Annotated in this window: 24 protein-coding genes and 1 pseudogene; 18 read left to right on the forward strand and 7 right to left on the reverse strand. The window is 71.5% G+C overall.

The window, feature by feature from the left end; genetic code table 11:
- A pseudogene (locus tag ABZY20_RS33770) lies at window positions 1-758 on the forward strand (hypothetical protein); the annotation flags it as partial.
- 148 nt (window positions 759-906) lie between these two features.
- Here the strand turns inward: ABZY20_RS33770 and ABZY20_RS33775 are convergent.
- From ABZY20_RS33775 to ABZY20_RS33785, 3 genes are all read right to left on the reverse strand, one after another.
- On the reverse strand, window positions 907-1,110 hold the full coding sequence (locus ABZY20_RS33775) for a cold-shock protein (RefSeq protein WP_031139796.1): 204 nt from the start codon (window positions 1,108-1,110) through the stop codon (window positions 907-909).
- Between the two features lie 203 nt (window positions 1,111-1,313).
- Window positions 1,314-2,015 (reverse strand): response regulator transcription factor, encoded by a 702-nt coding sequence (locus ABZY20_RS33780; RefSeq protein ID WP_356446776.1) that lies wholly within the window; start codon window positions 2,013-2,015, stop codon window positions 1,314-1,316.
- Window positions 2,008-2,802 (reverse strand): histidine kinase, encoded by a 795-nt coding sequence (locus tag ABZY20_RS33785; protein ID WP_356446778.1) that lies wholly within the window; start codon window positions 2,800-2,802, stop codon window positions 2,008-2,010. Before ABZY20_RS33785 ends, ABZY20_RS33780 begins: the two co-directional genes overlap by 8 nt.
- On the opposite strand from ABZY20_RS33785, the gene ABZY20_RS33790 reads away from it, so the two are divergent.
- Window positions 2,801-7,150: a helix-turn-helix domain-containing protein gene (locus ABZY20_RS33790; RefSeq protein ID WP_356446780.1), complete on the forward strand. Its 4,350-nt coding sequence runs from the start codon at window positions 2,801-2,803 to the stop codon at window positions 7,148-7,150. The two genes, ABZY20_RS33785 and ABZY20_RS33790, sit on opposite strands and share 2 nt — an antisense overlap.
- Window positions 7,151-7,226: 76 nt before the next feature.
- Here the strand turns inward: ABZY20_RS33790 and ABZY20_RS33795 are convergent, their stop codons facing one another.
- Window positions 7,227-8,249, reverse strand: coding sequence for a hypothetical protein (locus ABZY20_RS33795; protein ID WP_356446782.1), 1,023 nt, complete (start codon window positions 8,247-8,249; stop codon window positions 7,227-7,229).
- A gap of 302 nt (window positions 8,250-8,551) precedes the next feature.
- On the opposite strand from ABZY20_RS33795, the gene ABZY20_RS33800 reads away from it, so the two are divergent.
- Window positions 8,552-8,983, forward strand: coding sequence for a peptidase inhibitor family I36 protein (locus ABZY20_RS33800; RefSeq protein WP_356446784.1), 432 nt, complete (start codon window positions 8,552-8,554; stop codon window positions 8,981-8,983).
- A 206-nt stretch (window positions 8,984-9,189) separates the two neighbouring features.
- The gene (locus ABZY20_RS33805) at window positions 9,190-9,870 is read left to right on the forward strand and encodes an HAD-IA family hydrolase (RefSeq protein ID WP_356446786.1); all 681 of its coding nucleotides are present in this window, start codon (window positions 9,190-9,192) and stop codon (window positions 9,868-9,870) included.
- Between the two features lie 254 nt (window positions 9,871-10,124).
- Here the strand turns inward: ABZY20_RS33805 and ABZY20_RS33810 are convergent, their stop codons facing one another.
- Window positions 10,125-10,556 (reverse strand): ATP-binding protein, encoded by a 432-nt coding sequence (locus ABZY20_RS33810; protein ID WP_356446877.1) that lies wholly within the window; start codon window positions 10,554-10,556, stop codon window positions 10,125-10,127.
- Between the two features lie 225 nt (window positions 10,557-10,781).
- Here ABZY20_RS33810 and ABZY20_RS33815 point away from each other — a divergent pair, with 225 nt between their 5' ends.
- The 5 genes from ABZY20_RS33815 to ABZY20_RS33835 all read left to right on the forward strand — a co-directional run bounded on the left by ABZY20_RS33815 (window position 10,782) and on the right by ABZY20_RS33835 (window position 14,281).
- Window positions 10,782-11,147 carry an STAS domain-containing protein gene (locus tag ABZY20_RS33815; protein ID WP_356446788.1) on the forward strand — a complete coding sequence of 122 codons (366 nt, stop codon included), beginning with the start codon at window positions 10,782-10,784 and terminating at the stop codon, window positions 11,145-11,147.
- Between the two features lie 444 nt (window positions 11,148-11,591).
- Window positions 11,592-12,167: a lamin tail domain-containing protein gene (locus tag ABZY20_RS33820; protein ID WP_356446789.1), complete on the forward strand. Its 576-nt coding sequence runs from the start codon at window positions 11,592-11,594 to the stop codon at window positions 12,165-12,167.
- Between the two features lie 353 nt (window positions 12,168-12,520).
- Window positions 12,521-13,222: a hypothetical protein gene (locus ABZY20_RS33825; protein ID WP_356446791.1), complete on the forward strand. Its 702-nt coding sequence runs from the start codon at window positions 12,521-12,523 to the stop codon at window positions 13,220-13,222.
- Between the two features lie 52 nt (window positions 13,223-13,274).
- A complete protein-coding gene (locus tag ABZY20_RS33830; RefSeq protein WP_356446793.1) occupies window positions 13,275-13,640 on the forward strand; it encodes a phage holin family protein in 366 nt (121 codons plus the stop codon).
- Window positions 13,616-14,281 (forward strand): DUF3618 domain-containing protein, encoded by a 666-nt coding sequence (locus ABZY20_RS33835; RefSeq protein WP_356446795.1) that lies wholly within the window; start codon window positions 13,616-13,618, stop codon window positions 14,279-14,281. Before ABZY20_RS33830 ends, ABZY20_RS33835 begins: the two co-directional genes overlap by 25 nt.
- 168 nt (window positions 14,282-14,449) lie before the next feature.
- Here the strand turns inward: ABZY20_RS33835 and ABZY20_RS33840 are convergent, their stop codons facing one another.
- Complete coding sequence (locus ABZY20_RS33840; RefSeq protein WP_356446797.1) at window positions 14,450-15,151, reverse strand: FCD domain-containing protein; 702 nt, start codon at window positions 15,149-15,151, stop codon at window positions 14,450-14,452.
- Between the two features lie 236 nt (window positions 15,152-15,387).
- On the opposite strand from ABZY20_RS33840, the gene ABZY20_RS33845 reads away from it, so the two are divergent.
- From ABZY20_RS33845 to ABZY20_RS33865, 5 genes are all read left to right on the forward strand, one after another.
- On the forward strand, window positions 15,388-16,629 hold the full coding sequence (locus ABZY20_RS33845; RefSeq protein ID WP_356446799.1) for an aminotransferase class V-fold PLP-dependent enzyme: 1,242 nt from the start codon (window positions 15,388-15,390) through the stop codon (window positions 16,627-16,629).
- Entirely contained in the window at window positions 16,626-17,927 is a 1,302-nt protein-coding gene (locus ABZY20_RS33850) for a sugar ABC transporter substrate-binding protein (protein ID WP_356446801.1), read from the forward strand. The genes ABZY20_RS33845 and ABZY20_RS33850 overlap by 4 nt, the downstream gene beginning before the upstream one ends.
- A gap of 2 nt (window positions 17,928-17,929) precedes the next feature.
- Window positions 17,930-18,913 carry a sugar ABC transporter permease gene (locus ABZY20_RS33855; protein ID WP_356446803.1) on the forward strand — a complete coding sequence of 328 codons (984 nt, stop codon included), beginning with the start codon at window positions 17,930-17,932 and terminating at the stop codon, window positions 18,911-18,913.
- Window positions 18,910-19,746, forward strand: coding sequence for a carbohydrate ABC transporter permease (locus ABZY20_RS33860; protein ID WP_356446805.1), 837 nt, complete (start codon window positions 18,910-18,912; stop codon window positions 19,744-19,746). Before ABZY20_RS33855 ends, ABZY20_RS33860 begins: the two co-directional genes overlap by 4 nt.
- Window positions 19,747-19,859: 113 nt before the next feature.
- Window positions 19,860-20,234, forward strand: coding sequence for a DUF6234 family protein (locus ABZY20_RS33865; protein ID WP_356446807.1), 375 nt, complete (start codon window positions 19,860-19,862; stop codon window positions 20,232-20,234).
- A gap of 33 nt (window positions 20,235-20,267) precedes the next feature.
- On the opposite strand, the gene ABZY20_RS33870 is transcribed toward ABZY20_RS33865, so the two are convergent.
- Window positions 20,268-21,638 carry a protein kinase gene (locus ABZY20_RS33870; protein ID WP_356446809.1) on the reverse strand — a complete coding sequence of 457 codons (1,371 nt, stop codon included), beginning with the start codon at window positions 21,636-21,638 and terminating at the stop codon, window positions 20,268-20,270.
- Window positions 21,639-22,132: 494 nt separating this feature from the next.
- Here ABZY20_RS33870 and ABZY20_RS33875 point away from each other — a divergent pair, with 494 nt between their 5' ends.
- The 4 genes from ABZY20_RS33875 (at window position 22,133) to ABZY20_RS33890 (ending at window position 24,323) form a co-directional block, all read left to right on the forward strand.
- On the forward strand, window positions 22,133-22,870 hold the full coding sequence (locus ABZY20_RS33875; RefSeq protein ID WP_356446811.1) for a transporter substrate-binding domain-containing protein: 738 nt from the start codon (window positions 22,133-22,135) through the stop codon (window positions 22,868-22,870).
- 398 nt (window positions 22,871-23,268) lie between these two features.
- Window positions 23,269-23,421, forward strand: a complete 153-nt coding sequence (locus ABZY20_RS33880) for a hypothetical protein (protein WP_356446813.1) — start codon at window positions 23,269-23,271, stop codon at window positions 23,419-23,421.
- 255 nt (window positions 23,422-23,676) lie between these two features.
- Window positions 23,677-24,099, forward strand: coding sequence for an Hsp20/alpha crystallin family protein (locus ABZY20_RS33885; RefSeq protein ID WP_356446815.1), 423 nt, complete (start codon window positions 23,677-23,679; stop codon window positions 24,097-24,099).
- A 44-nt stretch (window positions 24,100-24,143) separates the two neighbouring features.
- Window positions 24,144-24,323, forward strand: coding sequence for a hypothetical protein (locus ABZY20_RS33890; RefSeq protein ID WP_356446817.1), 180 nt, complete (start codon window positions 24,144-24,146; stop codon window positions 24,321-24,323).
- The last annotated feature ends 40 nt before the right edge of the window (window positions 24,324-24,363 follow it).

Genomic DNA, 24,363 nt, shown 5'->3' on the forward strand with positions numbered 1-24,363 from the left:
TCACCGCCGACGGCAACCACAACACCGAGGCCCTGGCCGGCACCCAGGTGCCGTTCGGGGGGACGCTGCTGGAGCTGCCGGCGTCCGGAGGGCGGGTGACGAAGTCCTCCCCGGCGGGGACCGGCCGGACGTACACGGTCCGCACCCCCGCGCCCGCCTCCCTCGCCCTGTTCCCGAAGGACCTGCGGGACCTGCTGCACCGCGGCACTGACGAGGCCGCCGCGCCCCTGCCCGTCGACCTCGTGCTCCGCGCCGACGGCAAGGGGCGGGTCACCCGCGCGTCGGCCGACCTGGGTGCTCTGAAGGCGCGGGACTGGGGTGCGCTGCGGAGCCTGAAGGGGATCCGGGCCGAGCTGACCGTCAGCCGGCACGGCGCGCCCGCCCCGAAGCTGCCGTCCGCCGCCCGGCAGCTCGCCGCGCGGGACACCGTCCGCGAGATCGACGAACTGGATCCGGGCGTCTGCTTCGACCCGCACACCGGCACCAGCTCGGACCGCCTGGTCGTGAGCCGCCCGTGCGGGACGAAGCACGGCGCCCGCATCCTGGCCCAGCCGGAACTGAAGACCACCTATCCGGGGGCGGACGGGGCCCGGCGGCAGGCTGAGACCGCCTGTGACCAGGCCGTTCCAGGGTCTCCCGCCGCCTGGCGCGCGGAGTCCGCCGAGCGGGACACGCACTGGTTCACCTGGCCGACCGACAAGTGGGACTGGGGCGAGCACGGCGCGGCCCGCGCCACCTGTTACGTGCTCACCCGATGACGGCACGCCCGGCTCCGGAGTCCGTCACTCCGCCGGCCGGGCTCCGTGGCCGGTGCCGGCCGGTGCTGATCGGTGCTGATCGGTGGAAGTACGGGAGAGGGGCGGCTGCCGGGTCAGGCAGCCGCCCCTCTCTGTGTCCTGGGCGGGATCAGCCGCGGACGATGTTCTGGGCCTGCGGGCCCTTCTGGCCCTGGCCGATGTCGAAGGTGACGTGCTCCCCTTCGGTCAGCTCCCGGTATCCACTGCCCTGGATCTCGGAGTAGTGCGCGAAGACGTCCGGGCCTCCGCCGTCCTGCTCGATGAAGCCGAAGCCCTTTTCGGCGTTGAACCACTTCACGGTGCCGCTGGCCATACTGGTCGATCCTTCGTCCATGCCCGGGAACAGCCCTTGATCCGGGCATGCTCCGGCCCCTGCACATGCAGGAGCCAACAGCCGTTCTACCCCGTGAGAGCCCGTTCACCCCTGCGGGCACGCCGGGCGTACCACCGGGCGCGAGCGAGTGGGGCTGCCGGGGGTGTCGTCGGGGTGCCCGCCGGTGGGCGTGGTCCCGCCGACTACGGGGCCTGCGTGCCCAGTCCGGCGTCGCGGGCGCGCACGATCGCTGCGGCGCGGTCACGCACCTGGAGCTTGGAGAAGACCGATCCGACGTGGTTGCGTACGGTCTTGTCCGCGATGAACAGCCGGTGTGCGATCTGCCGGTAGGTCAGTCCGCCCGCGAGCAGGTCGAGGATCTCCCGTTCCCTCGTGGTGAGCGTGGGGAAGGCCTCCCTGGCCGGGGTGCTGTGGACGGCTGCGAGGAGGGCGCGGAACCGTTCGGCCAGTTGGTGGCCGAAGACGGCGCCGCCCCGGCCGATGGTGTGCAGGGCCCACAGGACCTCTTCGCGCGGGGCGCCTTTGAGGAGGTAGCCGCGGGCGCCGGCGCGGAGGGCCGCCAGCAGGCTGTCGTCGTCTTCGGACATGGTCACGATCAGGACGCCGGTGCCGGGGTGGGCGTGCAGGAGCCGCCGGGTGGTTTCGATGCCGGACAGTCCCGGCAGGCCGAGGTCCATGACCACCAGGTCGGGGGTGGTGCGGGCGGCTTCGGCGAGGGCTTCCTCGCCGGTTGCGGCCTGGGCGGTCACACGGAATCCGGCGTCGAGACCGATCGCCGCGGCCAGTCCCTCCCGGAACAGGGGGTGGTCCTCGACGAGCAGCACGTCTTTGCGGAGGGCTCCGGTGTCGTCGGGCGTGCGGGGCGGCCGGGCCGGTTCACTCATGGTCGTCCTGGTGGGTGCGGGCGGGGGCGAGGGGGAGGGCGATGTGCACGGCGGTGCCGTGGGGGCCGGTGTCGAGGGTGGCGATGCCGCCGATGGACGCGGCGCGGGCGGCGATGGAGGCCAGACCGGTGCCTGTGGCGGCCCGGGGGTCCAGGCCGATTCCGTCGTCGGTGACGCTGATGGTGAGCATGAGGAGGTCGATGCGGAAGTCGACGTGGATCCGCCGGGCTCCGGCGTGGCGGACGGCGTTCGTGAGGGCTTCGGCGGTGATGCGGTAGGCGGTGGTTTCCACCGCGGGGGTCAGGGTGGGCAGCGGTGGACGCGGGTCGGCGACGATCACCTGGACGTCCCCGGAGGTGAGGTGGTGCGCCAAGGTCCGGGTGGCGTCGAGCAGGCCGCGCCCGGTGAGGGCGGGCGGGATGGTGCCGCTGGTGAGGTGGCGCAGTTCCAGGAGGGCTTCGCCGAGTGCCTGGACCGCGATGTGCAGGTGCTCTGCCGCCGTTGCGGGGAGAGGAGCGCATGCCTGCGCGGCGTTCAGTCTCAGCTGGACGGCGGCCAGGTGGGGGCCCAGGCCGTCATGGAGCTCGCGGCGCAGGTGCCGGCGTTCCTCCTCCCTGGCGCGGAGCAGGCGTGGACGGGCGGTTCGAGGGGCTTCGTGCGGGGGCGGGGCGGCCGGGGTGGTCGGGGTGGTCGGGGTGTCCGTGGAGGGCTGCAGCGGTTGCCTGCGGGGGCCGATGGGCGGGTGGGGGCGGAGCGCGAGAGAGCCGGGGTCGTCGTACTGGGGCATGGGAGTCTCCGGGAGCTGGAACGGTCGGGTGCCGGGGGTGAGCCGTGCCGAGTCGGGCGGCGGGTCGGACGGCTGTGAACTCCGTGGGCGCAGCGCACCCGTTGGAGGGGTCGTGGCGGCATCACACCCCCGGCCGGTCGCACTGCCCGTAACTTCGCGGTCACGGGCCGCTGTCGAATCCAGCGTGCGGCCTGTGGGACACCGTGCCGAGGGGGTGCCTGTCGTCTTGATCGACCGGAAACAGGAAACATCGTCCGACCTGCGGGAAGACGAGGGCCGCGACGGTGGCGGCGACGCCGCGCCGGCGGCGCGACGCGGGGTTCGGGGCGGTGGGGCTGCGCCGCCGGAGGCCGGTGCGGAGACGTTCGGGCAGTGTCTGCGGCGGTTGCGCACCGAGCGGGGATTGTCGCTGGCGGATCTGTCCGCCCGGGCCCACTACAGCCGCAGCCATCTGAGCAAGGTGGAGAACGGGCAGAAGGCCCCCACCCCGGCCCTTGCCGACAGTTGCGACCGGGCACTGCGGGCCGGTGGCGCTCTGGCGCGGCTCGCGCCGGAGGGCACCGGCAGCGGTACGGGCGAGGTGTGCCCCTACCCCGGGCTCGCCTCTTTCGAGTCGGGGCAGGCGCGGTGGTTCTTCGGCCGGGACCGGGCGACGGCCTCGCTGGTGGCGCGTGTGGGTGAACGGATCAGCGGCTCGGGTGGGCCGGTGGTCGTGGTGGGCCCGTCCGGTGCGGGGAAGTCCTCGCTCGTGCACGCCGGTCTGCTGCCCGCCGTCGCGCGTGGTGCCCTGCCGGTGCCGGGTTCGGCGTCCTGGCCGGCCCTGTCCCTGACGCCCACGGCCCGGCCCTTGCGGGAACTGGCGCGTGGTCTGGCGGAGGTGACGGGGCTGAGCCGGGATGAGACGGTGCGGGCAGCGGCGTCCGGGCCGGAGGCCCTGCGCTCGCTGGTGCTCGGGGCGCTGCGTGAGCGGGCCGCTGTGCCGCGGCAGGGGGCGGGGCGCGGTGGAGCCGGGCGGATGACGCCGGGGCTGGTGGTGGTGGCCGACCAGTTCGAGGAGATCTTCACGCTCTGTACGGACGAGCAGGAACGCCGTGCGTTCGTGAGGGCGTTGCACGTGCTGGCCAGGCCGGAGGGCCGGGAGCGGCCGGAGACCGAGGCGGGCAGGGGAGCTGGCGGCGGTGCGGCTCCGGCGGGGCAGGGAGGATCCTCCGCGGGTGGGGCGCCGCCGGTCCCGCCGGGGCCGCGGGCGGTCGTGATCGTGGTCGTGCTCGGTGTCCGGGCCGACTTCTACGGGCCGTGCCTGTCTTTTCCCGAACTGGTCGCGGCGCTGCGGGACGGGCAGTTTCCGCTCGGCCCCATGACGCGCGCCGAACTGGGCGAGGCCATCGCGCGTCCCGCCCGGGAGACAGGGCTGGAACTCGAAGCGGGCCTGGTGGAGTTGCTGCTCAACGACCTCGGGGCGCGGCACGAGGACGCCCAGGACCGGCGGGCGGGGACCCTGCCCCTGCTGTCGCACGCCCTGTGGACGACGTGGCAGCACCGCGACAAGGGGCGGATGACGGTGGCCGGGTACCAGCTCACCGACGGCATCCGAGGGGCCGTCGCGGCCAGCGCCGAGCGCGTGTACGGGCGGCTGGACCCGGCCGGGCGGGCCGCGTGCCGCCAGGTGTTGCTGAGTCTGGTGCGGGTGGGTGAGGAGGAGCAGGACACGCGGCGCCGCGTGTCCCGTGAGCGGCTGCTGTCGTCGGCGGCGGATGCGGGGGCGGCGGCCGGGGTGCTGTCCGCGTTCGCCGATGCCCGGCTGGTGACGATGAACGCCGACAGTGTGGAGATCACCCATGAGGCGCTGCTGAGTGCCTGGCCCCGGCTGCGGGACTGGATCGACACCGACCGGGCGGGGCTGCGGCAGCGTCAGCGGCTGGTGGAGGCGGCCGAGGCGTGGGAGGCCGGGGGTGGCGACACGGCGCTGCTGTACCGGGGCACGCAGCTCGCCACGGCCGTCGAGTGGATGGCCGGCCACCGGTTCGACCCCGAGACGCTGGAGTGCCGCTTCCTGCAGGCGGGAGTCCAGCGTGAGAGGGCGGAGGCGGAGGCGCGGCGCCGGCACACGCGCCGGCTGCGGCAGTTGGTCGTCCTGCTGTCGGTGCTGGTGCTGCTGGCCGGTGGTTCGACGGGGCTGGCTCTGCGGTTGCGGGCCGACGCGCTCACCCAGAGCGAGCGTACGGCCGCCCAGGTGGCCGTCGACGAGGCCGGGCGGCTGCGGCAGGTCGACCCGTCCCTGGCGATGCGGGTGAGCCTGGCGGCCTACCGGCTCGCCCGCACCCCGCACACCCGCGGTGCGCTGCTCGCCTCGTCGGGCAGTGTGTTCTCCACCCGGCTGCCGGGCCACCGCTACACGGTCCGCCAGGCCGCCTTCACCGGATCGGTCCTGGCCACGGCGGGCGAGGACGGGGTGACCCGGCTGAGCGATCTACGGGCCCCCACCCGGCCGGTGGCAGTCGAGGCGCTGCGCAACGCGGACGCCGTGCACGCGGTGGCGTTCAGCCGCGACGGGCGGCTGATGGTGACCGGGGGCGCCGACGCGGCCGTGACCGTGTGGTCGCTGTCGGGCCCCGAGGGACGGCAGCGGCTGCGGCAGCTGGCCGCCCTCCCGATCGGCGGTGAGGTGCGGGCGGCGGCTGTCACACCCGACGGCAGGACGCTGGCCGCGGCCACCGGTGACACACTGCGGCTGTGGGACCTGTCCGACCCGACGCGCCCCGTACCCGCCCGCGCCCCGCGGGGCCGGGGACATGCCGGGGTCGTCAACAGCGCGGCCTTCAGCCACGACGGCCGCACGCTGGCCACCGCCGGCGACGACCACACGGTGCGGCTGTGGGACGTCACCCGCCGTACGCGCCCCCGGCTCGCCGATGTCGTCTCGGCCCACGCGGCCCAGGTGAGGGGGGTGGCGTTCTCACCGGACGACCGTCTGCTGGCCAGTGTGAGTTTCGACCGGACGCTGCGGCTGACCGACGTGAGCGACCCCTACCACGCCGGCCGGCCCCGAGTCCTCGACGGGCACATCGGACTCGTCCACAGCGTCGCCTTCCGCCAGGACGGACGGCGACTGGCCACCGGCGGCGACGACCAGACCGCCCGCCTGTGGGACGTCCCGACCCGGAGGGAAGTGGCGACACTGCCCCAGCCCAATCCGGTACGGGCGGTGGGGTTCAGCCCCGACGGCTCGCTCGTCACGGGGGACGACGAGGGGCGTGTGCTGCTGTGGCACCTGCCGCCGCCGGTGGCGGCAGGCCACACGGGGCCGGTGAACTCCGTCGCCTACACCCGCGCCGGGCGGATGCTGGTCACCGCCGGTGACGACCGCACCGTGCGGCTGTGGGACGCGGCCCGCCCGGGATCCGGCGCGGCGGTCGCCTCCGTCCCGCACCCGGCAGCGGTCAACGCCGCCGAACCCAGCGCCGACGGCCGCCTGCTGGTCACCGCCGGCGCGGACCACAAGGCCAGGCTCTTCGATCTGACCGACCCGCGGCACCCACGACTGCTCGCCGTGCTCACCGGTCACCGCGAAGCCGTCTACACCGCGGCCGTGAGCCCGGACAAGCGGCTGGTGGCCACAGGGGGCGAAGACCACGACGCCCGGCTGTGGAACATCACCGATCCACGCCGCCCCGTGCCGCTGACGGTCCTCACCGAGCACCACGACCGGATCAACTCCCTCGCCCTGAGCAAGGACGGCCGGCTGCTGGTGACCGCGGGCGGCGACTACCGGGCCCGGGTGTGGGACCTGACCGACCGTCACCATCCGGCCCTGATCGCCACCTTCCTGCACCCCAACCAGGTCAACGACGTGGCACCGTCCCCCGACGGGCGCCTGCTGGCCACCACCGACGACGACCGCAAGACCCGGCTGTGGAGCATCCCCCGCCGCCACCGACCGGGCGTGCGCTCGGGGCACTCCGACATCACCACCCCGGTGAGCGTGCTCGCCGGGCACCGCGAGGCCTCCCGCGGCGTGGCCATCGCCCCCGACGGCCACACCCTGGCCGCCGTCAGCGACGACCGCACCGTGCAGCTGTGGGACATCCGCACCCCTCGACGGCCCGCGCTGCTGACCGCCCTCACCGGTCACACCGACCAGGTCAGGGACGTGACCTTCACCCCTGACGGACGCACCCTGACCACGGCCGGAGCGGACGGGGCGATCCGCTGGTGGTCCAACGACGCCGCCGGCGTGGCCCGCCGTATCTGCGCCCTGGACGGCCCCGGGCTCGACCGTGACGAATGGGCGGTGCACTTCCCCGGTCATGACTTCCGCCCCTCGTGCGGCGGTCGGACGCGACGGTGAGAGGCGGGGTGCCGTCCCCTCGCCCAAGCGCCGAAACGCAGTGCGGGCAGCGGGAGTTGAGCTGCAGAGGGGCTGGTCAGAATCCGGCCGCCGCGTAGGCGTCGTAGGCGACGGGGGGTGCGACGTCGGCTGCCGGGCACTTCGCCCGGCGCAGGATCGGCCACTGCGTGAGGTGGAGCACCGGGCGCCGGGCGTCCGCGACGGCCCTGCGGATCCCGTCGGCAGCCACCGCATCGTCGTAGTACGTCTCTCCGACGATCACCGGCTGCCGGTAGCCGATCTCGTCCAGCGCCTCGTCCGCCGCCATGAACTGCTGGTACTCGTCGCCGTTCTCCCCCGGCTGACCGTACAGATGGATCTCCAGAACGGGCGGCGGGCTGTCGCCGTAGACCTCGGGCAGCTGCGGCACACGCCCGGCGATCCACACAGTCATCGAGAAACCGACCGTGTCAGCGACCCCGAAGCTGCGCCGGTAGTCCTGCCACAGTGTCTTGGCGTAGCGCAGCCACACCCGCTCCCCCGCGGGCGGGGCTCCTTCGTTGAGCAGATCGAGCGTGTACGCGAGCCCCGAGCGGGCGACCACGGAGCGCACCTGACGCACGATCCCCCAGTTCTCCTCGTACAGCCCTTGGTCGAAGGCGGCCCACCCGGTGGGGTCGTTGGCGTCCTGAGGGAAGAACCCGACCTCCACGGCCTCGAACCCGGCCGACTTCACCGTACGAAGCAGCGCACTGAGATTCCGTACGTTCGCCGCGTCGAGCCGGCCGCCCGTCGAATCCATGACCGTGCCCGAGTCCTGCCCCCGGTGGTGGTACACCGGGATCCGAAGCCGCTTCTGACCCGCCCGGGCCATCTGCGTCACCTGCCGCTCGATCACGTCCGGCGCCTTGTCGTAGCTGTTCACGACGCCGTACGGCTCGCGTTCGCAGTCCGCGTCGACCTGATGGGTGAAGTAGTTCGAGCCGCCGCGTGCGGGGGCGGCCGGGGCTGTCTGCCGGGTGCCTGCTGCGGGCGGCCGCTCCGGGGGTGTGTGCGCTGCGGTGAGAAGCAGGGCCAGGGCGAGTGCCGTGAGGCCTGCCCTCGCACGTGTCAGCACCATGATTCCTCGATTCTCCACTCAGGGACGAGACCACCGGCCCCGTGCCGCCGCGCACGACCGCGCGGGCCGTGGCTGCCGGCTGACGACGCCGCGCATGAGCAACGACTGCCCGGCCAGAAGGTCGCTGCCCTGCGGCGACGCAGCCGTGCGGGTCTCCGCCCGTGGGCGGGCCCCCGGGCCGGGAACCGGGCGGTGACAGGACACCTGCCTCAGGCCCCCGGGCGGCCGGGCGCCGAATGCTGAAGGCGCATCAGCCACCAAGCGCCCCGCTGAGCGGGAACGCCGCAACGAAAGGCACCACCGTGCACGACACCCAGCCCACCCCCCGTCCGTCCGGCCGCCCGACAGCGGTCATGGGCGTACTCGCCGCAGCCGGCACCGCACTCGCCCTGGCCCTCACCGCCTCCCCCGCCACCTCGGCTGCCCCGGTCTCCGCCGCCGTCGGCACCGTCAAGGCCGCACCCGCCCCGGACTGCCCCGCCGGCAAGGTCTGCATGTGGTCGCAGCGCGACTTCCAGGGTCACCGCTACGACTGGAGCCCCGACGAGGGCAACGTCTTCCTCGGCAGGCACGGACTCGCCGACAAGGTCGCCTCGTTCGTCGCCACGGTCGACGGCTGCTTCCAGGACTCACCGCCCCCGGGCAACGGCCGGTGGCACCGGTTCGCACCCGGCCAGTCGGACGCGGACTTCGCCTTCGGCCGCACCGCGGACCGCATCAAGCCGGGCTGCTAGCCGCCACCGAGCGTGAGGTGACGTGAGGGTGTGAGGACCGGGTTCGGGCCCGGTCCTCACACCCGGCCGTGCCGTCAGCAGCCGAAGGGCGGCGAGGGCTGTGGCTGCGTCCAGTGGCTGCGTCCAGTTCCTCGGTGCCCGACTCCGCGCAGTGCCCGCAGGCCATGCCGGCACCTTCGTGGTGATCGTCGTGCTATGCAGGGGCGATGACGATCACCGACACCTGCGGCAGGTCGTACGACGCGGTTCTGTGCGACGTCGACAACGTGATCCGCTTCTACGACCTGACCCGATTGGCGGCGCTGGAACAGGCGGCCGGGCTGTCCGAGGGGACAACCACCAGGGTGGCCTATGCGCCGGAGACGGATCTGCCGCTGCTCCTCGGAAAGATCAGCAAGGAGGAGTGGGTGGAGGCCATCGTGTCGGGACTCGCAGGTGAGGTCCCGGAGCCCCAGGCGCGCGAGCTGGGAACGGCACTGGCTGAGGCGCCGTTCCGGGCTGACGAGGTGGTGGTCACGGCGCTGCGCCGGATACGGGAACAGATGCCGCTCGTCCTGGTCACCAACGCGACGCTGGAGTTGGAGAGCGACCTCGCACTGCTGGGGCTGTCCGACCTGGCGGACCATGTGGTCAGCAGCGCCCGGGTCGGAGTGGTCAAGCCCGACCGTGAGATCTACGAGATCGCTGCCGCGCGGGCGGAGACCGACATCGAACGCTGTCTCTTCATCGACGACCGGCTGGAGAACATCGAGGCTGCTGTCGCGCTGGGGATGACGGGGCTGCACTATCGCGACCCGGCGGACCTGCGAGAGGTGTGGGGGTTCGCACGGGGTTCGCACTTGATGGCTGAGGCTGTACGAGTTCAGCCGGAGGGCCCGACATCTTGAGGGTGACGGGGCGCGGGCACGGAGATGGCATCGGGTCCGGTGGGCTTGGCCGGCCGCCCGCGCACGGGACGATGATCCCTTCCCCACGTGACACCGGGCTCCCGGCCGTCCCGGCGACTGAGATCACTCTCTGCCGCCCGGCATCCCCAGCACATGAGGCCCCCGGCCGACCCATCAGGACCTCACCGATCTCGGCATCGGTGGCAACGGCTCGGGGCATCCGCGGAGACGCCGCTCAGCGGCGCGGGCAGGCGCTACACCGGGTTGCGTCCGGCGATGTCACCGCCGGGGTCGTCGAGCAACGCGATGCGGGCGGTGATGCGCTTGCCGACCGGCTCCCGCTGGACCTCGAAGCCCTGCGCGACGGCCATCACGATCTCCAGGCCGTGCTGGCCGACCCTGCCCGCGTCAGCGGCCCTGGCCACCGGAAGGACCGGGTCGCTGTCCCACACCACCACTTCCACCCCGTCCCCGGCGATCCGCAGTTCCACCAGCACGGGTCCGGGAGCGTACTTGTGGGCGTTGGTGACCAGCTCGCTGACCACCAGCTGAGTCAGGTCCATGGCACGTGCGGATACCGGGACGCCGTGTTCAGACTGGACCCGGGCGAGGAACTCGGCCGCTCTGTGACGGGCCTCGGCTATGACATATCCCTCACCGTCGAGGGCGATGGTGTCCTGAATCACAGGGGCGTCGGGCAACACGTGGTCTTCGCCCTCGGGGACCGATTCAGCCGGATCCACTCTTGTTACCCCCGTTCACAGGTCTGCGCCTACCCCGCGCTCCGCCACACATGTCTTGTGCGGCCTGCACAGTATGACGAACGCGTGTTCGTCGTAGCATCGGGGCAGGCTGTCGGCACACATGGTGCCGGGGGTCCTGGTCCCATCAGCGAACAGTCGAGGATAACGGTGACAGACACCCACGGAGCAGCCCGGCCCTGCCGCCTGTCGGCCGACCACACCACCGTCGACGGCATCCGTCTGGTCACCCTGCAGGGCGAGATCGACCACGACGCCAAGGACCTGCTCACCGAGGCGCTGCTGCCCTCCGGTGCGGCGACGCCGGCGCGGGTCGTGGCGGACCTCGGCGGCGTGACCTTCATGGACTCCAGCGGCATCAACGTCTTCGTCACCGTCCATCAGCGCGTCGGGGACACGGGCGGGTGGGTGCGTATCGCCGGCGCCCAGCCGTCCGTGCTGCGCGTCCTGCAGCTGGTCGGCGTCGACATGCTCATCTCCTGCCACTCGACCACCGAAGAGGCCTTGAACGCCTGACCTCCACCGAGACGGCAAGGCCCGGCGTGCAGAGACGGCAGCCGTCTTCATCTGCACCGCGCGGACATCACGGCATATAGCCGCGCAATCCGGCCCTGCAGCCATGCCCGACCTCAGTGCCGCTGTTACTCACTTTCGGGTGACGGCCGGGTCTGCTGCGGGGTGGCGCAGTGTGGCGGACTGACGCCGCAGCCCGCTTCCCACAAGGGGCGTGCCGACTGTCGGTGCGTCAACATCACTCCCGGACGAAATAAGTGGATGTTGCAGGCGAGAGTCATAGAAAAATGGACAACTCGTAACAAGCGCCATGTTGCCCCCTCAACTTCTCCACGCCGTGGACAGAGTGTGTGCGCGGCCAGCCGGCCGCCACGCTCACCACACCGACCGCCCGTGGCGGCCTCCAGCAGGCCCCCGGGGAAGGTGTCCGCACAGTAAGGGGACCTCTTGTCCGCCTTCGCTACAGTCAGCGCCCGTCGTCTCGCCGCCGCCACTCTCGCCGCCGGCGCCCTCGTCTCGGTGACCGCGCTGCCCGCAGCCGCCGACCACGGCCACCCCGCGCGGTTCAAGGTGGAGATCACCGCCGTCCAGTACGACTCCCCCGGCCGTGACGACCACTCCAACCGCTCCCTCAACCGCGAATGGGTGGAGATCACCAACACCGCCCGCCGCGCGGTCAACCTCGACGGCTGGACCCTCAAGAACGAGGACGGCCAGACCTACACGTTCCACCACTACCGCCTCGAAGGCCGCGCCACCGTCCGCATCCACACCGGCTTCGGCCGCGACACCCGCAGCGACCTCTACCAGGACCGCCGGGACTACGTCTGGGACAACCACTCCGACACCGCCACCCTCCGCAACCACCGCGGCCGCTTCATCGACGACGAGTCGTGGGGCCACCGCCACCACCACCGCCACGGGCACGGGCAGGGCCACGGACACGGGCACGGACATGGACAGCAGCACGGCCACGGACACGGCCACGGGCACGGGCAGGGGCACGGGCACGGCGACCGCTGATCCATCACCGCGCGCGGTGAACTGAACCTGAACCCTCACCGCTCCCCGACGACATGGACGCACCCGGCCACATGGCCGGGTGCGTCTCGTCCGTGCGAAAGGTCAGGGCACGGCCCCCCTTCCACGCGGCGGGCCCCGGACACAGACTCACGGAGCAACTGGCGGCCAGGAGGAGCTTGGTCAGGGCCGCCACTCATGACAAGCGGCGCGACCATCGGCATGACTGACTGACGTCCCGGGCGATTTGCCCATATCGGTAAATCTTCGCCAATGCGTGTGAATGTCGCCTGAGAAGTCACTCGGTTGAAACAGCCCCGTGAGAGCCGTGGGGCCGTGCACCGAGGGAGTTGCTGATGAGTGGGTCCGTACAGGACGGGAGCGGAAGGCTGCAGCAGGCCGGGGAGACAGCCAAGGCGGAGACGTCGGCCACTGCCGGTCAGGCCAGACAAGCCGCAGGTCAGGTGAAGTCCACGGCTGTCCAGGAGGCGAAGGCGGTCGCCGGAGAGGCGCGGCAGCAGGCCGGCTCGGCCCTCGAGGAACTGCGCAGCCGCGCGATGGAGGAAGCCGAAGGACAGACCAGAAGAGCCGCCGAAGTGCTGCGGCAGTGGGCACAGGACATGGCCGGGCTCGCCGACAACGCTCCGGAAGACTCGCCTGCGCGCAGCCTGGTGACTCAGGTCGCCGACCGCGGGCACCGGGCGGCCGACTACGTGGACAAGCAAGGTGTCGAAGGCATCGTCTCCGAGCTTCAGAGCTTCGCGCGTCGGCGCCCGGGGGTGTTCCTGGGCGGGGCACTGCTGGCCGGGCTGGCCGTCGGGCGGCTCGGGAAGGCGGCGGGCAAGGCCGGCCAGTCCACCGACGGGCAGGAACAGTCCGCCCAAGGGGCGCAACCACAGCACCGGGACGAGCCGGACGCGGTGACGCCTCCGACGGGTTCGGGTCAGTGGACGCCGCCGCAGCCGCTGGCGCCACCGGGCACGTCGCCGGCACCGCCCGCGCCGCCCACAGCTCCGGCTCCCGGCGGCATGCCGGCGCCTCCGCACCCGGGGGTGTGAGGTGTCCTCGATCCAACGCGACCAAGGCAGGCCTTACGGCCAGGACGAGTCCGTGGGTGAGCTGCTGTCCCGGGTGACCTCGGACGTGCAGACGCTCTTCCGCCAGGAGGTGGAGCTGGCCAAGATCGAGGTCAGGCGGGAGGCGACCAAGGCGGGCAAGGCAGCGGGCATGTACGGGGGCGCCGGATTCGCCGGATACATGGTCCTGCTGTTCCTGTCCCTCGCCGCCGTCCTCGGCCTGGCCAACGTGATGGACGGGGGCTGGGCCGCGCTGATCGTCACCGGCGTGTGGGGCCTGGTGGCCGCCGTGCTCTACACGCGGGGCCGCGCCCGGATGCGCACCGTCTCCCCCACCCCCGAGCACACCGTCGAAACGATGAAGGAGAACACCCGATGGGCACGTCACCCGACCAGATGAGAGCGCAGATCGACGCCACACGCGATCGTCTGTCCACCGATGTCAGCCGACTCGCCGACCGGGCCAGTCCGCACCAGATGATGCGTCGCCGCACCCGCCGGGTGCGGGGCAGGGTCACCGGCCTGCGCGAGCGGGTCATGGGCTCCGCCTCCGACACCGCGCACAGCCTCGCCGGCAGCACCCGGTCGGCAGCCGGTTCCCTGCAGGAAGGCGCCGGTCAGGCCACGGGCACCGCCCGCGACGCCGCCCAGCAGGCAGGTGAGGCGGCCCGGCAGGCACCCGAACAAGCCATGCGGCAGACACAGGGGCATCCGCTGGCGGCCGGACTGATCGCCTTCGGCACCGGGGTGCTGGCCTCCTCCCTGCTGCCGACCTCGCAGAAGGAGGAGCAGGCGGCCTCGGGCCTGATGGAGCAGGGGCAGCAGGCCCTCGAACCGGTGAAGGAGGCGGCAGTCGAGTCCGCGCAGAACCTCAAGGGAGGCGTGCAGGAGGCGGCACAGAGCGCGGCGGCGGAAGTGAAGGACACCGCCGACGAGGCCGTACGCAACACCCAGAAGCAAGCCCGCGACCAGGCAGGCGGCGTCGCCGACCAGGCCCGCGACTCCGCTCAGCACGTCACCGAACAGAGCCGCCGCCAGTGAGGGGTGACGGCCCGGGAAGCCACGGCTTTCCTTCGTCGGCGAGGGGGAGACGGAGCAGCGGGCGCGCTGCCTGAACTCGGGCCGCCCTGCGCCGGCTCCTCGTCGCCCCCTGCGGCACGAAGGACCTCGCCGCCCGCCGTCGCGTTCCGACGTGCTGGTGCCCGGGGTTCAGTCCGCTCCGCCGTTCTCCTCGACCGGCGGCATGAACGCCCGCAGCCACCGCTCCGTCTGGGCGACGTGTGCCTGTGCCGCGCCGGCCGCGGCGACCGGGTCGTGGTCGGCGATGGCGGTGGCCAGGACGCGGTGGTCGTCGTCGCTCTTCCTGCGCAGTTCGGGGCCCTCGGGCAGGGTGAAGACCTGGTATTTGCGGGAGCGGGCGCGGAAGACCGCCAGGAGGGTGGCCAGGGTGGGGTTGCCGCCGGCGCGGGCGATCTCCGCGTGGAAGCGGTGGTCCAGTTCCGACGCCCGGGTGGGGTCGGTCGTGGCTTCCATGTCCGCGATGAGGGTGAAGAGCGTGTCCACCGTCTCGGGCGTGCAGCGGGCCGCCGCCTGGGCGGCGACGTGCGCCTCCAGGACGCGCCGGATCTCGTAGACCTCCAACAGGCCCGAGAGCGGCAGGAGTTCGAGGGTGAGGGAGAGGCTGCCGATGACGTCCTCGGGCCTCAGCTGTGAGACGTAGGTGCCCGAGCCGTGCCGGGGCTCGATGACGCCCAGGGCGGCGAGCATCCGGACCGCCTCGCGCAGCGAGCCCCGTGAGACGCCCAGTTCCTCGCAGAGATCGCCCTCGGGCGGGATGCGCTCGCCGGGGCCGAGGCGTCCCGTCCCGATCATGTGCCGCAGGCCGTGGAAGGCCTTCTCGACTGCGGACATCCGTCCCCTTCTTCCTCCCCTGACGGGACGCGGTCAGGCCGCGCCCCCCGGAGCACTGTAGCGAGGCCCGCCGGGTCATCAGACGTGTCGGGGATGTGTCTCGGGAAGTCATCTGATGACTTTCACTGTACGACCCTTGTTTCCGCTCCAGAAGATGTGCAGGATGCCGAGTCATCAGATGTGTCCGGCGGAGTCTCAGCCTCCGCAGGACCGCCCTGCCCCAGATGTGGAGTCCTGTGAGCGAGACCGAGGTGACCACCGCACCGCGCCCTCTGCTGCTGGCGGACGGCAGGCCCGCCGACCGGGCCTGGTCGCTGGACCCTGCCCTCAAGCACCTGAACCACGGTTCCTTCGGGGCCGTGCCGCTGGTGGCGCAGGAGCGGCAGGAGCTGTTGCGCGTGGAGATGGAACGCTCCCCCGTCGTGTGGTTCCCGGCGCTGCCCCAGCGGCTCGCCGCGGCCCGGGTGGAGATCGCCGGTTTCCTGCGGGTCGGCGCGGACGATCTCGCCCTGGTGCCGAACGCCAGCGCCGGCGTGAGTGTCGTCTATGCCGCGCTCGCCCTGCGTCCCGGCGGGGAGATCGTCGTGACCGACCACGGCTACGGGGCCGTGACGATGGGTGCCGAGCGGCTGGCCCGTCGCTGGGGCGGCCGGGTCCGTACCGCCCGGGTGCCGCTGGACGCGGACGAGGACGCGGCGTACGAGGCGGTGGCCGCCGAGTTCGGCGACGCCACCGAGCTGGTCGTCGTCGACCAGATCACCTCGGCGACCGCACGCCGGCTGCCGGTGGAGCGCATCGGGGCGGAGGCCCGCAGGCGCGGCATCCCCGTCCTCGTGGACGGCGCGCACGCGCCCGGTCTGCTCGAAGCGCCGCTCGCCGGCGCCACGTACGACCTGTGGACCGGCAACCTGCACAAGTGGGGATGCGCCCCGCGCGGCACCGCGGCACTGGTCGCCCGCGGCCCGCTGCGCGAGCGGCTCCACCCCCTGATCGACTCCTGGGCCGCGGCCGATCCCTTCCCCGACCGGTTCGACCAGCAGGGCACCGTCGACGCCACCGCCCAGCTGGCCGCGCCGGCGTCCCTCGCCTTCGTCGAGCGCACCTGGGGCTGGGCGGCCGCCCGCCGCTACATGGACGACCTGGCCGGTTACGGCGCCCGTGTCATCGGCGCCGCGCTCGCCGAGACGGCCGGCGTGGACCCCTCGGTCGACGTCGGCATGCCCGTGCCCGGCATGCGCCTGGTGCGCCTGCCGGACGGTCTGGCCGCCGACCGGATCCAGGCCGACGCCCTGCGGGACCGGGTGGCCCGGGAACTGGGCGTGGAGGCGGCGTTCACCAGCTTCGGCGGCATCGGCTACCTGCGCTTGTCCGCCCACGTGTACAACACCGCGGCCGACTACGAGTACTTCGCCGAGGAATGCGTCCCCGTCCTCAGCGCGTGGGCACGAGAGAACTCAGGAAAGAGGTCAGCACAATGAGAAGAAGGACGGCAGTTCTCGCGCTCGGCACCGCCGCCGCGACGGTCCTCACCGGCTGTTCCACCATGAGCCCCGAGGCGAGCGGAACGGTCACCCTCAACATGGTCGAGAGCCTGACGAACCCGACCCGCACCGACCTGCTCAAGGACCTCATAGCCGACTTCGAGCAGCAGAACCCCAAGATCAAGGTCAACCTGGTCTCGCCGCCCACCGAGCAGGCCGACCAGAAGCTCCAGCAGATGCTGCAGTCCGGCAGCGGGGTGGACGTCCTGGAGGTCCGGGACATCACCGTCGGACCCTGGTCGAACAACGGCTGGCTGCACGACATGAAGAAGGACCTGGACGGCTGGAAGGGCTGGCAGGCCATGACGGAGAACGCCGTCAACGCCTCCAAGGACGCGAAGGGCCGTACGTACTTCGTCCCGTACGGCTTCTACGGCCTGAGCCTGTTCTACCGCACCGACCTGATCGAGAAGGCGGGCTTCGACAAGCCGCCGGCCACCTGGCGGGAACTGCTGGAGCAGGCGTCCGCCATCCACGACCCGGGCGAACGCCGTTACGGCTACGCCTTCCGCGGCGGCGCCAACTCCAACAGCAACGCCACCGCCGCCATCGAGGCCTACCTCGCCGACCAGGTGGACCCGGCCAACGGCTTCAAGCTGAAGAACGGCCGCACGATCTTCTCCGCCCCGGAGGCCGAGGACGCGATCGAGACCTACCTCGAGCTGTTCCAGCAGGCGTCCCCCAAGTCGTCCGTCTCCTGGGGCTATCCGGAGATGGTCGAGGCGTTCTCCAACGGCTCCACGGCGTTCCTGCTCCAGGACCCGGAAGTGATCGCCACGGTCTCGGAGTCGAAGTCGATCTCCAAGGACCAGTGGGGCACGGCCCCGCTGGTGGCCGGGCCCGGCGGCAAGACCGTACAGCCGCTGGCCACCGCCGGCTGGGGCGTCGCCGAGGGCAGCGACCACAAGGCCGAGGCCGTGAAGCTGGTCGAGTTCCTGTCCCAGGGTGAGGCGTCGACCGCGTTCACGAAGAAGAACAGCCTGGTGCCCATCCTCAAGTCCGCGACCAGCGACCCCTTCTACAAGACCGGCCCCTGGTCGAGCTACGTCACCATGACCGAGCAGCCGGACAAGTACCTGGTCGTCACCCAGCCGCGCGGCGTGAGCTGGTGGGCCGAGTGGCAGCAGCGGGCGGACACGGACGTGCAGAAGCTGATCCTCGGCAAGACGACGCCCAAGAAGCTCCTCGCGGGCTGGGACGCGTACTGGACCGAGAAGTGGCAGCAGGAGCAGTAGACATGTCCGTCACGTCCAGCACGACGTCGAAGACGGCGCCGCCGGATGCCGGGGAGGCCTCCCGCAGGAGAGGCCTCCCCCAAGGGGGCGGGCGCAAGCGGGAGTTCACCACCCGGCGCGGCCTCGGCATCGCCGCCTTCATGGCGCCGGCCGCGATCTTCGTGGCGATCTTCACCTACTATCCCGTGATCGCGGGCGGCCAGATGGCCTTCCGCAACTGGAAACTGACCGACCTGACCGACACCTCGTGGGTCGGTCTGAAGAACTTCACCGACGTCTTCGCCGACCCCGCCTGGGGGACGGTGCTGAGCAACTCCGCGGTCTGGGTGATCGGCTCGATCGTCCCGCAACTGGTGATCGGCTTCGCGCTCGCGCTGTGGCTGCGCCGGCGCTTCCGCCTCCGCGGCGTGTACCAGGCGCTGATCTTCTTCCCCTGGGCGATCTCCGGGTTCCTCATCGGCATCCTGTTCCGCTGGCTGTTCAACAGCGAGTTCGGCGTCGTCAACGACCTGCTGCAGAAGGCCGGTCTGATCGACGAGCCGATCGCCTGGCTGGCGGATCCGCAGACGGCGATGGTGGCCGTGCTCATCGCCAACGTCTGGTACGGCGTCACCTTCTTCACCATCATGATCCTGGCCGCGCTCCAGTCGATTCCCGACGAGCTCTACGAGGCGGCGGCGCTGGACGGCGCGGGCAAGGCCCGCACCCTCTTCCAGATCACCATCCCGTACATCCGCACCACGCTGGCCCTGACCGTGCTGCTCCGGGTCATCTGGATCTTCAACTTCCCGGATCTGATCTTCGGCATGACCGGCGGCGGGCCGAACGACGAGACGCACATCGTGACCACCTGGATGATCAAGATCACGCAGCAGGGCGACTACGGCAAGGCCTCCGCGCTCGGCCTCCTCGTGGTGGCGGCCCTGCTGGTGTTCGCGGTGTTCTTCCTCCTGGCCACGCGTGAGAAGAAAGGGGCGAGGTCGTGATCGGCAAGGAGTCCGCGGCCGGCCGGGCCGTCAAGTTCACCTTCCTCGGTGTGTGGCTGCTCTTCACCGTCTTCCCCCTCTACTGGATCGCCGCCACCTCCCTGAAGGCACCGGGCGACATCTTCCATTTCCCCATCGCCTACTGGCCCGAGCGCCTCTCCCTGGAGAACTACCGCGGCCTGTTCGGCACGGCCGACTTCGGCACGTACCTCACCAACAGCCTCATCGTCTCGACCGTGGCCGGAGTGACGGCCACGGCGATCTCGATGCTCTCGGCGTACGTCCTGGCCCGCTTCGAGTTCCGCACCAAGTCCGCGCTGCTGATGGCCGCGCTGGTCACCCAGATGATCCCGTCCTTCATCGCGCTGGGACCGCTCTACCTGCTGATGACCGACCTGAAGCTGGTCGACAACCGCCTCGGCCTGGTCCTCGTCTACATCGCGGTGTGCATCCCCTTCTGCACGGTGATGCTGCGCGGCTTCTTCGAGAACATCCCTGACGCGCTGGAGGAGGCGGCCATGATCGACGGCCTGTCGCGGTTCGGGGCGCTGTTCCGGGTGCTGCTGCCGGTGATGCGCCCGGGCATCATCGCCGCGTTCATCTTCAACTTCGTCAACTGCTGGAACGAACTGTTCCTGTCGGTGACGCTCATGAACAGCGACGGCAACAAGACCGTCCCCACCGCGCTGAACGGCTTCATCTCCAGCTTCAACATCGACTGGGGCTCGATGTCAGCGGCGGCCGTGCTGACGATCGCGCCCACGATGCTCTTGTTCGCCTTCGCCAGCCGTCACATCGTGCAGGGGCTCACGTCGGGGGCGGTGAAGGGGTGAGGGGACGTGGTGCGGAAGACGGGCCCCGGAGTGCGCGGGCCTGATGGTCACGGTCGGGACCCATTGCCGTCCCCAGCGATGCCGAACACGGGGTTCCGTGGTGCAGTCGGGTCATGGTTTCGCCGCCCGCGCCCGACGCTGAGACCCCGGCCGCTCACCAGGCCCGTGAGCGCCCTTCCCGACTGATCGATATCGCGGTCGCCCTGCTGCTCCTGGTCGCGGACGCGGTCATCCTCGTCGTCGGCGCGATGCTGTCCATGGCCGTGGGCCTGGGCACCGCACCGTCGCCGCACTCCTCCCCCACGACGCACGACCGCGACGTTTCGCCTCTGATGTGGCTCGTCATCTGGGGGTTCCCCGCCGTGGCGGTGATCAGCTCCGTCGTGCACGCCAGACTCAGGATGCCGGTCACCGCCGTGGTGCAGGGCCTGTTCACGCTCGCTTGCGCGTTCCTGGCCGTGGTGTGGACGCGCATGCTGATGTCGTGATCCCGGTGAACGGAGGCACGCCCCGGCCAGGGCTCACGACCGCCGCCCCGGTGCTTTCTTCCCCTTGCCTGACCTGTTGTGTTTCTGGCCCTTCCGGTCTGGCTCGCCCTTCTCGCTCTTTCGCGCCTTGCCCGGCAGTTGGTCGCGGACCTTTGCCTTGTCCTTCCCGGCCGCGTTCGCTGCCGCCTGCTCGGTCGTGGCCGTAGGAGCGCTGCGGGTCGGGGTGGAGGGGTTGCGCGAAGGAGGGGTTGCCGAGGCCGAAGCCACGGGGGGCGTGTCGTCGTCGTGGGTCGTGTTGTCCGGGGACGCGGAAGGGGCGGCTGGGCGAGGGCCGGACGGAGCCGCTTCGCCTGTGGCGTCGTGGCGGGAGAAACCGTCGGTGACGACCAGTCCGGCGGCGAGAGCGGCGACCAGTGCGGCCGCCGCACCGCGCCTGCGGAGGCGGCTGTGCGTGGGGGCGGACCCTTCAGGCCGTGCGGACAGGCTCCGGTGCGTGCTGCCGGCGTGATCGGCGGCTGTGGGAGGTACGACGCGGAGCACGGGCCGGGCAACGGGCGCTGCCGCAGTCCGAGTGCCCGTTCCGGCGAGGCGGGTGAGGGTTTGGGCGCAGTCGTCTGCCGTGGGGCGGTCTTGTTCTTCCAGGCTGGTCATGTCGCGCAGGAGGGTGGCGAAGCCGACGGGCAGGAAGTCCGGAAGCTCGGGCGGGCGGTGCAGGCGCGCTATGGCCGCTTCCAGGGGGCCGCCGCCGTACTCGAGGCGGCCGGTGAGGCTTTCGAGCAGGACCAAGCCGAGGGCGTAGATGTCGGCGGGCGGGCCGACCGGGCGTCCCCGTACCTGTTCGGGGGAGAGATAGGCGGCCGTGCCGGTCAGGGTGCCGGTGGCGGTGCGGGTGGTCGCGTCCAGGAGCCGCGAGATGCCGAAGTCCGTCAGCTTGGGCACGCCGCAGGAGTCGAGGAGGATGTTGGAGGGCTTGACGTCCCGGTGGACGATCCCCTTCTCATGGGCGTGAGCCAGGGCTTCGGCCAACGCCGCGCCGAGCGCCGCCGCGGCCTCGCACGACAGAGGGCCCTCGGCGATGCGGGACTTCAGGGTGCACCCCTCGACCAGCTGCATGACCAGGAAGGCTTCGCCGCCATGCTGTCCGGCGTCGAATGCGGTCACCAGTCCCGGATGCTGCAGCCGGGCCAGAATCACCGCCTCGCTGCGGAAAGCCTCCTCCGTGTCGAAGCCGGTTCCGGCGCGGAAGACCTTCACGGCGACCGGCCGCTTCAACCGGAGGTCGACACCGCGGTACACGTCGGCCGCGCCTCCGGAACCGATCAGAGCATCAAGACGGTAGCGACCCGCCAGAATCCGGGCACAGCCCCGAAACGCCCGGGCACCCCGCACCTCGCGCAACCCCACCTCGAACTCCCCAATCCGCACACCCGCACCGCGTGAGCCGCCCGTCGTCGCCGGGCCACCGAACGCGGGTACCCACCCATCCGCCGCTTGCACAAACGGTGAGCGTCGTCTCGCCCGGCCCATCGCGGCGAAGGGTCCGCCGCAGTGCCGGGTCGAAGCGGTGCGGCCGCCGCTCGTCCTTCTGCAGGACTCAGCAGTGACCGAGCCTCGTCCAGCCGGGCAGGCTCACGATTTCCCGGGCGCCGTGCGGCAGCAACGACACGAGACGAGCCCGCGATCCGTCCCGAACGTCGTGTTGCATGTCTCCCCCTGGCTTCGCCGCTGCCAGGCGGCAGGCACTCACTATGCCAACCGCCCAGCGCCGTCTCGTCCGGGGGTCCCCGCAGGCGCTGAGCGGGCGGGAAAGGGGGAAAGAGAAGGGGAAAGGTCGGCCTCCCCTCAACGCCTGTGTGTGCCACGGGCGTTGCCTCCGCGCCGGAACCTAGAATCCCGGCATGGCCCTTCCCTCGGTCGTCGCCGACCTTGCGCCCACCGGCGTCCTGCGCGCCACCGTCAACCTGGGCAATCCCGTCCTCGCCCAGGGCACACCGGACGCGCCGAGCGGCATCACCGTCGATCTCTCCCGGGCCATCGCGGCCCGGCTCGGAGTGCCGGTCCGGTTCCTCTGTTTCGACGCCGCGCGCAAGTCCTTCGAGGCAATGAGCGAGGGGCGGGCCGATGTCTGCTTCCTCGCCATCGAGCCCGCCCGCGAAACAGAGGTCGCGTTCACCGCACCGTACGTACTCATCGAAGGCGTGTACGCCGTGCCGCGGGACTCCGCTCTCGAGACGCCCGAGGACGTCGACGCACCCGGGATCAGGATCGGCGTGAAGGCCGGGTCCGCCTACGACCTCCACCTCACGCGGACCCTGCGCCACGCCATCCTGGTGCGAGGCGACGAGGGTGTCGACACCTTCGCCGCGCAGAAGCTGGAGGTGGGCGCCGGCATCCGGCAGCCGATGACGGCGTACGCCGACGCGCACCCCGAAGTGCGGCTGATCGAGCAGGGGTTCATGCAGATCCGCCAGGCCGTCGGCACGACGACGACCCGCCGGCCGGAGACCGTTCGCTTCCTGCGGGAGCTGATCGAGGAACTCAAGGCCGACGGCTTCGTCGCCGCGTCGCTGCGCCGCGCCGGGCAGTCCGAGACCCTGGCGGCACCGGCAACGCCGGGACCTCAGCCGGCAGGGTGAGCACCTCCGGGTTGCTGCTTGGCCGACCGATGCCTTCGTGGCGTTCGTCGTGGCCCCAGCTTCGGGTGCGTCCGGACGCGACGGCGACACCGTGCCGTCGGTGACCGACCACTCGGCCGTGACAGTCGCGATCCGGTGAACGGACGGGCCTCCCAGTCGTCGACTGAGCCGGCCGGGTGATCGAGGGCTGATCCGCACAGGTGCGCGTCAGGAGATGGCCCGCCTCGGCTCGTCCGGCCCGCAGTGCCGAGGCGCCGCGGGCCGGATGCGCGTCAGGGGTGCCCGCGGGTGTGGGCCGACGCCACGATCCACCACCGCATGTGAGCTGCGGCATTGTCGGCCTCGGCTACCGGCCCCCACCATGGCCGGAGCAGCCACGTCAAGGGAAGCAGCTCCTCATGGGTGATCATGTGCACGTGCGGCTCAGCCAGGGGCTGAGTGTGTCGAACGACGGCGAACTGATCGAGCACTCACGGTGCCGGTGCGGGGCCACCTTCACCAAGATCTTCGACGCCGACGGCGGGGAACCGGAGCGTCCGTCGCGCTCGTGACAGCGAGCACGGATTGACAAGCAGAGACTCAACTTACTGCGAGCACCGCGAGCGACCGGCAGGCGAGCTTCACCCTCGATCCGCCGGACATCCACGCTGCATCACCTGCCCGCACCCGAAGCTTGAGCCAAGCCCTATCAACTTCACGCAGTGCGAAGTTGTCAGAGTTCCTTCCTTCGGCTATACGAATACGCGGTACTCGATCGTCGGGCCGCAGCACACCGCGGCCCGCGTCCAGGGAGGGAGAAGTTGGACATGCTCGCGCGTACGGACCTTCTCGGCGATCTCGACCGGCTCGTGCATCAGCTCGCGCGTCACGACGCTTCCGGCGGCACCGTCATCCCGGCGGACGCGTGGCGTGACGACGAAGCGCTCTACCTGCAGTTCGACCTGCCCGGCATGGACCGCTCGACCATCGAGCTGACCACGGAGCATCACACGCTGACCCTGACCGCCGAACGCCCCTCCTCGATCCCGGCCGGCGCCCGCCCCGTGCTGACCGAGCGCCCCACCGGCCGGTTCACCCGCCGTCTGGCCCTGTCCGAGGCCCTCGACACAGCCGCCGCCGAGGCGGGCTACGACAACGGCGTCCTCACCCTGCGCATCCCGCTGGCCGCCCACGCCAAGCCCCGAAGGATCGCCGTCTCCGGCGGAACGCCCAAGCAGCTGACCTCCTGAGAGCCGCCCGCCCCTGGATCCGTCACGTGAAAGGAGGCCGAACCGTGGGCGCCGTGCTGTGGCTGCTCATCCCTCTCACCGTCGGCATCGCCGCCGGCGTCTGGGCTTGGCGCGCCGGACGCCGCGACCCCGGCCCGCCCGACCACGACACCTGGGAAGACCTCGACCGTCACGAACGGCTGCGGACCGCCCTGAGAGCCGGCGAGCACTGCAAGGCGGCGTGAGAAGCGGTCGGGGAATCCTCGGCGCCGGCCGCCCGGTCGC

Source organism: Streptomyces sp. NPDC006624 (genome assembly GCF_040611555.1).
GTDB lineage: Bacteria > Actinomycetota > Actinomycetes > Streptomycetales > Streptomycetaceae > Streptomyces.

Excerpts from the sequence above, each read along its gene's own strand:
- ABZY20_RS33775 (WP_031139796.1), bottom strand. The coding sequence starts at position 1,110 with ATGGCCAGCGGCACCGTGAAGTGGTTCAACGCCGAAAAGGGCTTCGGC.
- ABZY20_RS33780 (WP_356446776.1), bottom strand. The coding sequence starts at position 2,015 with ATGAGTGAACCGGCCCGGCCGCCCCGCACGCCCGACGACACCGGAGCC.
- ABZY20_RS33790 (WP_356446780.1), top strand. The coding sequence starts at position 2,801 with ATGGGAGTCTCCGGGAGCTGGAACGGTCGGGTGCCGGGGGTGAGCCGT.
- ABZY20_RS33785 (WP_356446778.1), bottom strand. The coding sequence starts at position 2,802 with ATGCCCCAGTACGACGACCCCGGCTCTCTCGCGCTCCGCCCCCACCCG.
- ABZY20_RS33795 (WP_356446782.1), bottom strand. The coding sequence starts at position 8,249 with ATGGTGCTGACACGTGCGAGGGCAGGCCTCACGGCACTCGCCCTGGCC.
- ABZY20_RS33805 (WP_356446786.1), top strand. The coding sequence starts at position 9,190 with ATGACGATCACCGACACCTGCGGCAGGTCGTACGACGCGGTTCTGTGC.
- ABZY20_RS33825 (WP_356446791.1), top strand. The coding sequence starts at position 12,521 with ATGAGTGGGTCCGTACAGGACGGGAGCGGAAGGCTGCAGCAGGCCGGG.
- ABZY20_RS33835 (WP_356446795.1), top strand. The coding sequence starts at position 13,616 with ATGGGCACGTCACCCGACCAGATGAGAGCGCAGATCGACGCCACACGC.
- ABZY20_RS33840 (WP_356446797.1), bottom strand. The coding sequence starts at position 15,151 with ATGTCCGCAGTCGAGAAGGCCTTCCACGGCCTGCGGCACATGATCGGG.
- ABZY20_RS33850 (WP_356446801.1), top strand. The coding sequence starts at position 16,626 with ATGAGAAGAAGGACGGCAGTTCTCGCGCTCGGCACCGCCGCCGCGACG.
- ABZY20_RS33855 (WP_356446803.1), top strand. The coding sequence starts at position 17,930 with ATGTCCGTCACGTCCAGCACGACGTCGAAGACGGCGCCGCCGGATGCC.
- ABZY20_RS33865 (WP_356446807.1), top strand. The coding sequence starts at position 19,860 with ATGGTTTCGCCGCCCGCGCCCGACGCTGAGACCCCGGCCGCTCACCAG.
- ABZY20_RS33875 (WP_356446811.1), top strand. The coding sequence starts at position 22,133 with ATGGCCCTTCCCTCGGTCGTCGCCGACCTTGCGCCCACCGGCGTCCTG.
- ABZY20_RS33880 (WP_356446813.1), top strand. The coding sequence starts at position 23,269 with ATGGGTGATCATGTGCACGTGCGGCTCAGCCAGGGGCTGAGTGTGTCG.
- ABZY20_RS33885 (WP_356446815.1), top strand. The coding sequence starts at position 23,677 with ATGCTCGCGCGTACGGACCTTCTCGGCGATCTCGACCGGCTCGTGCAT.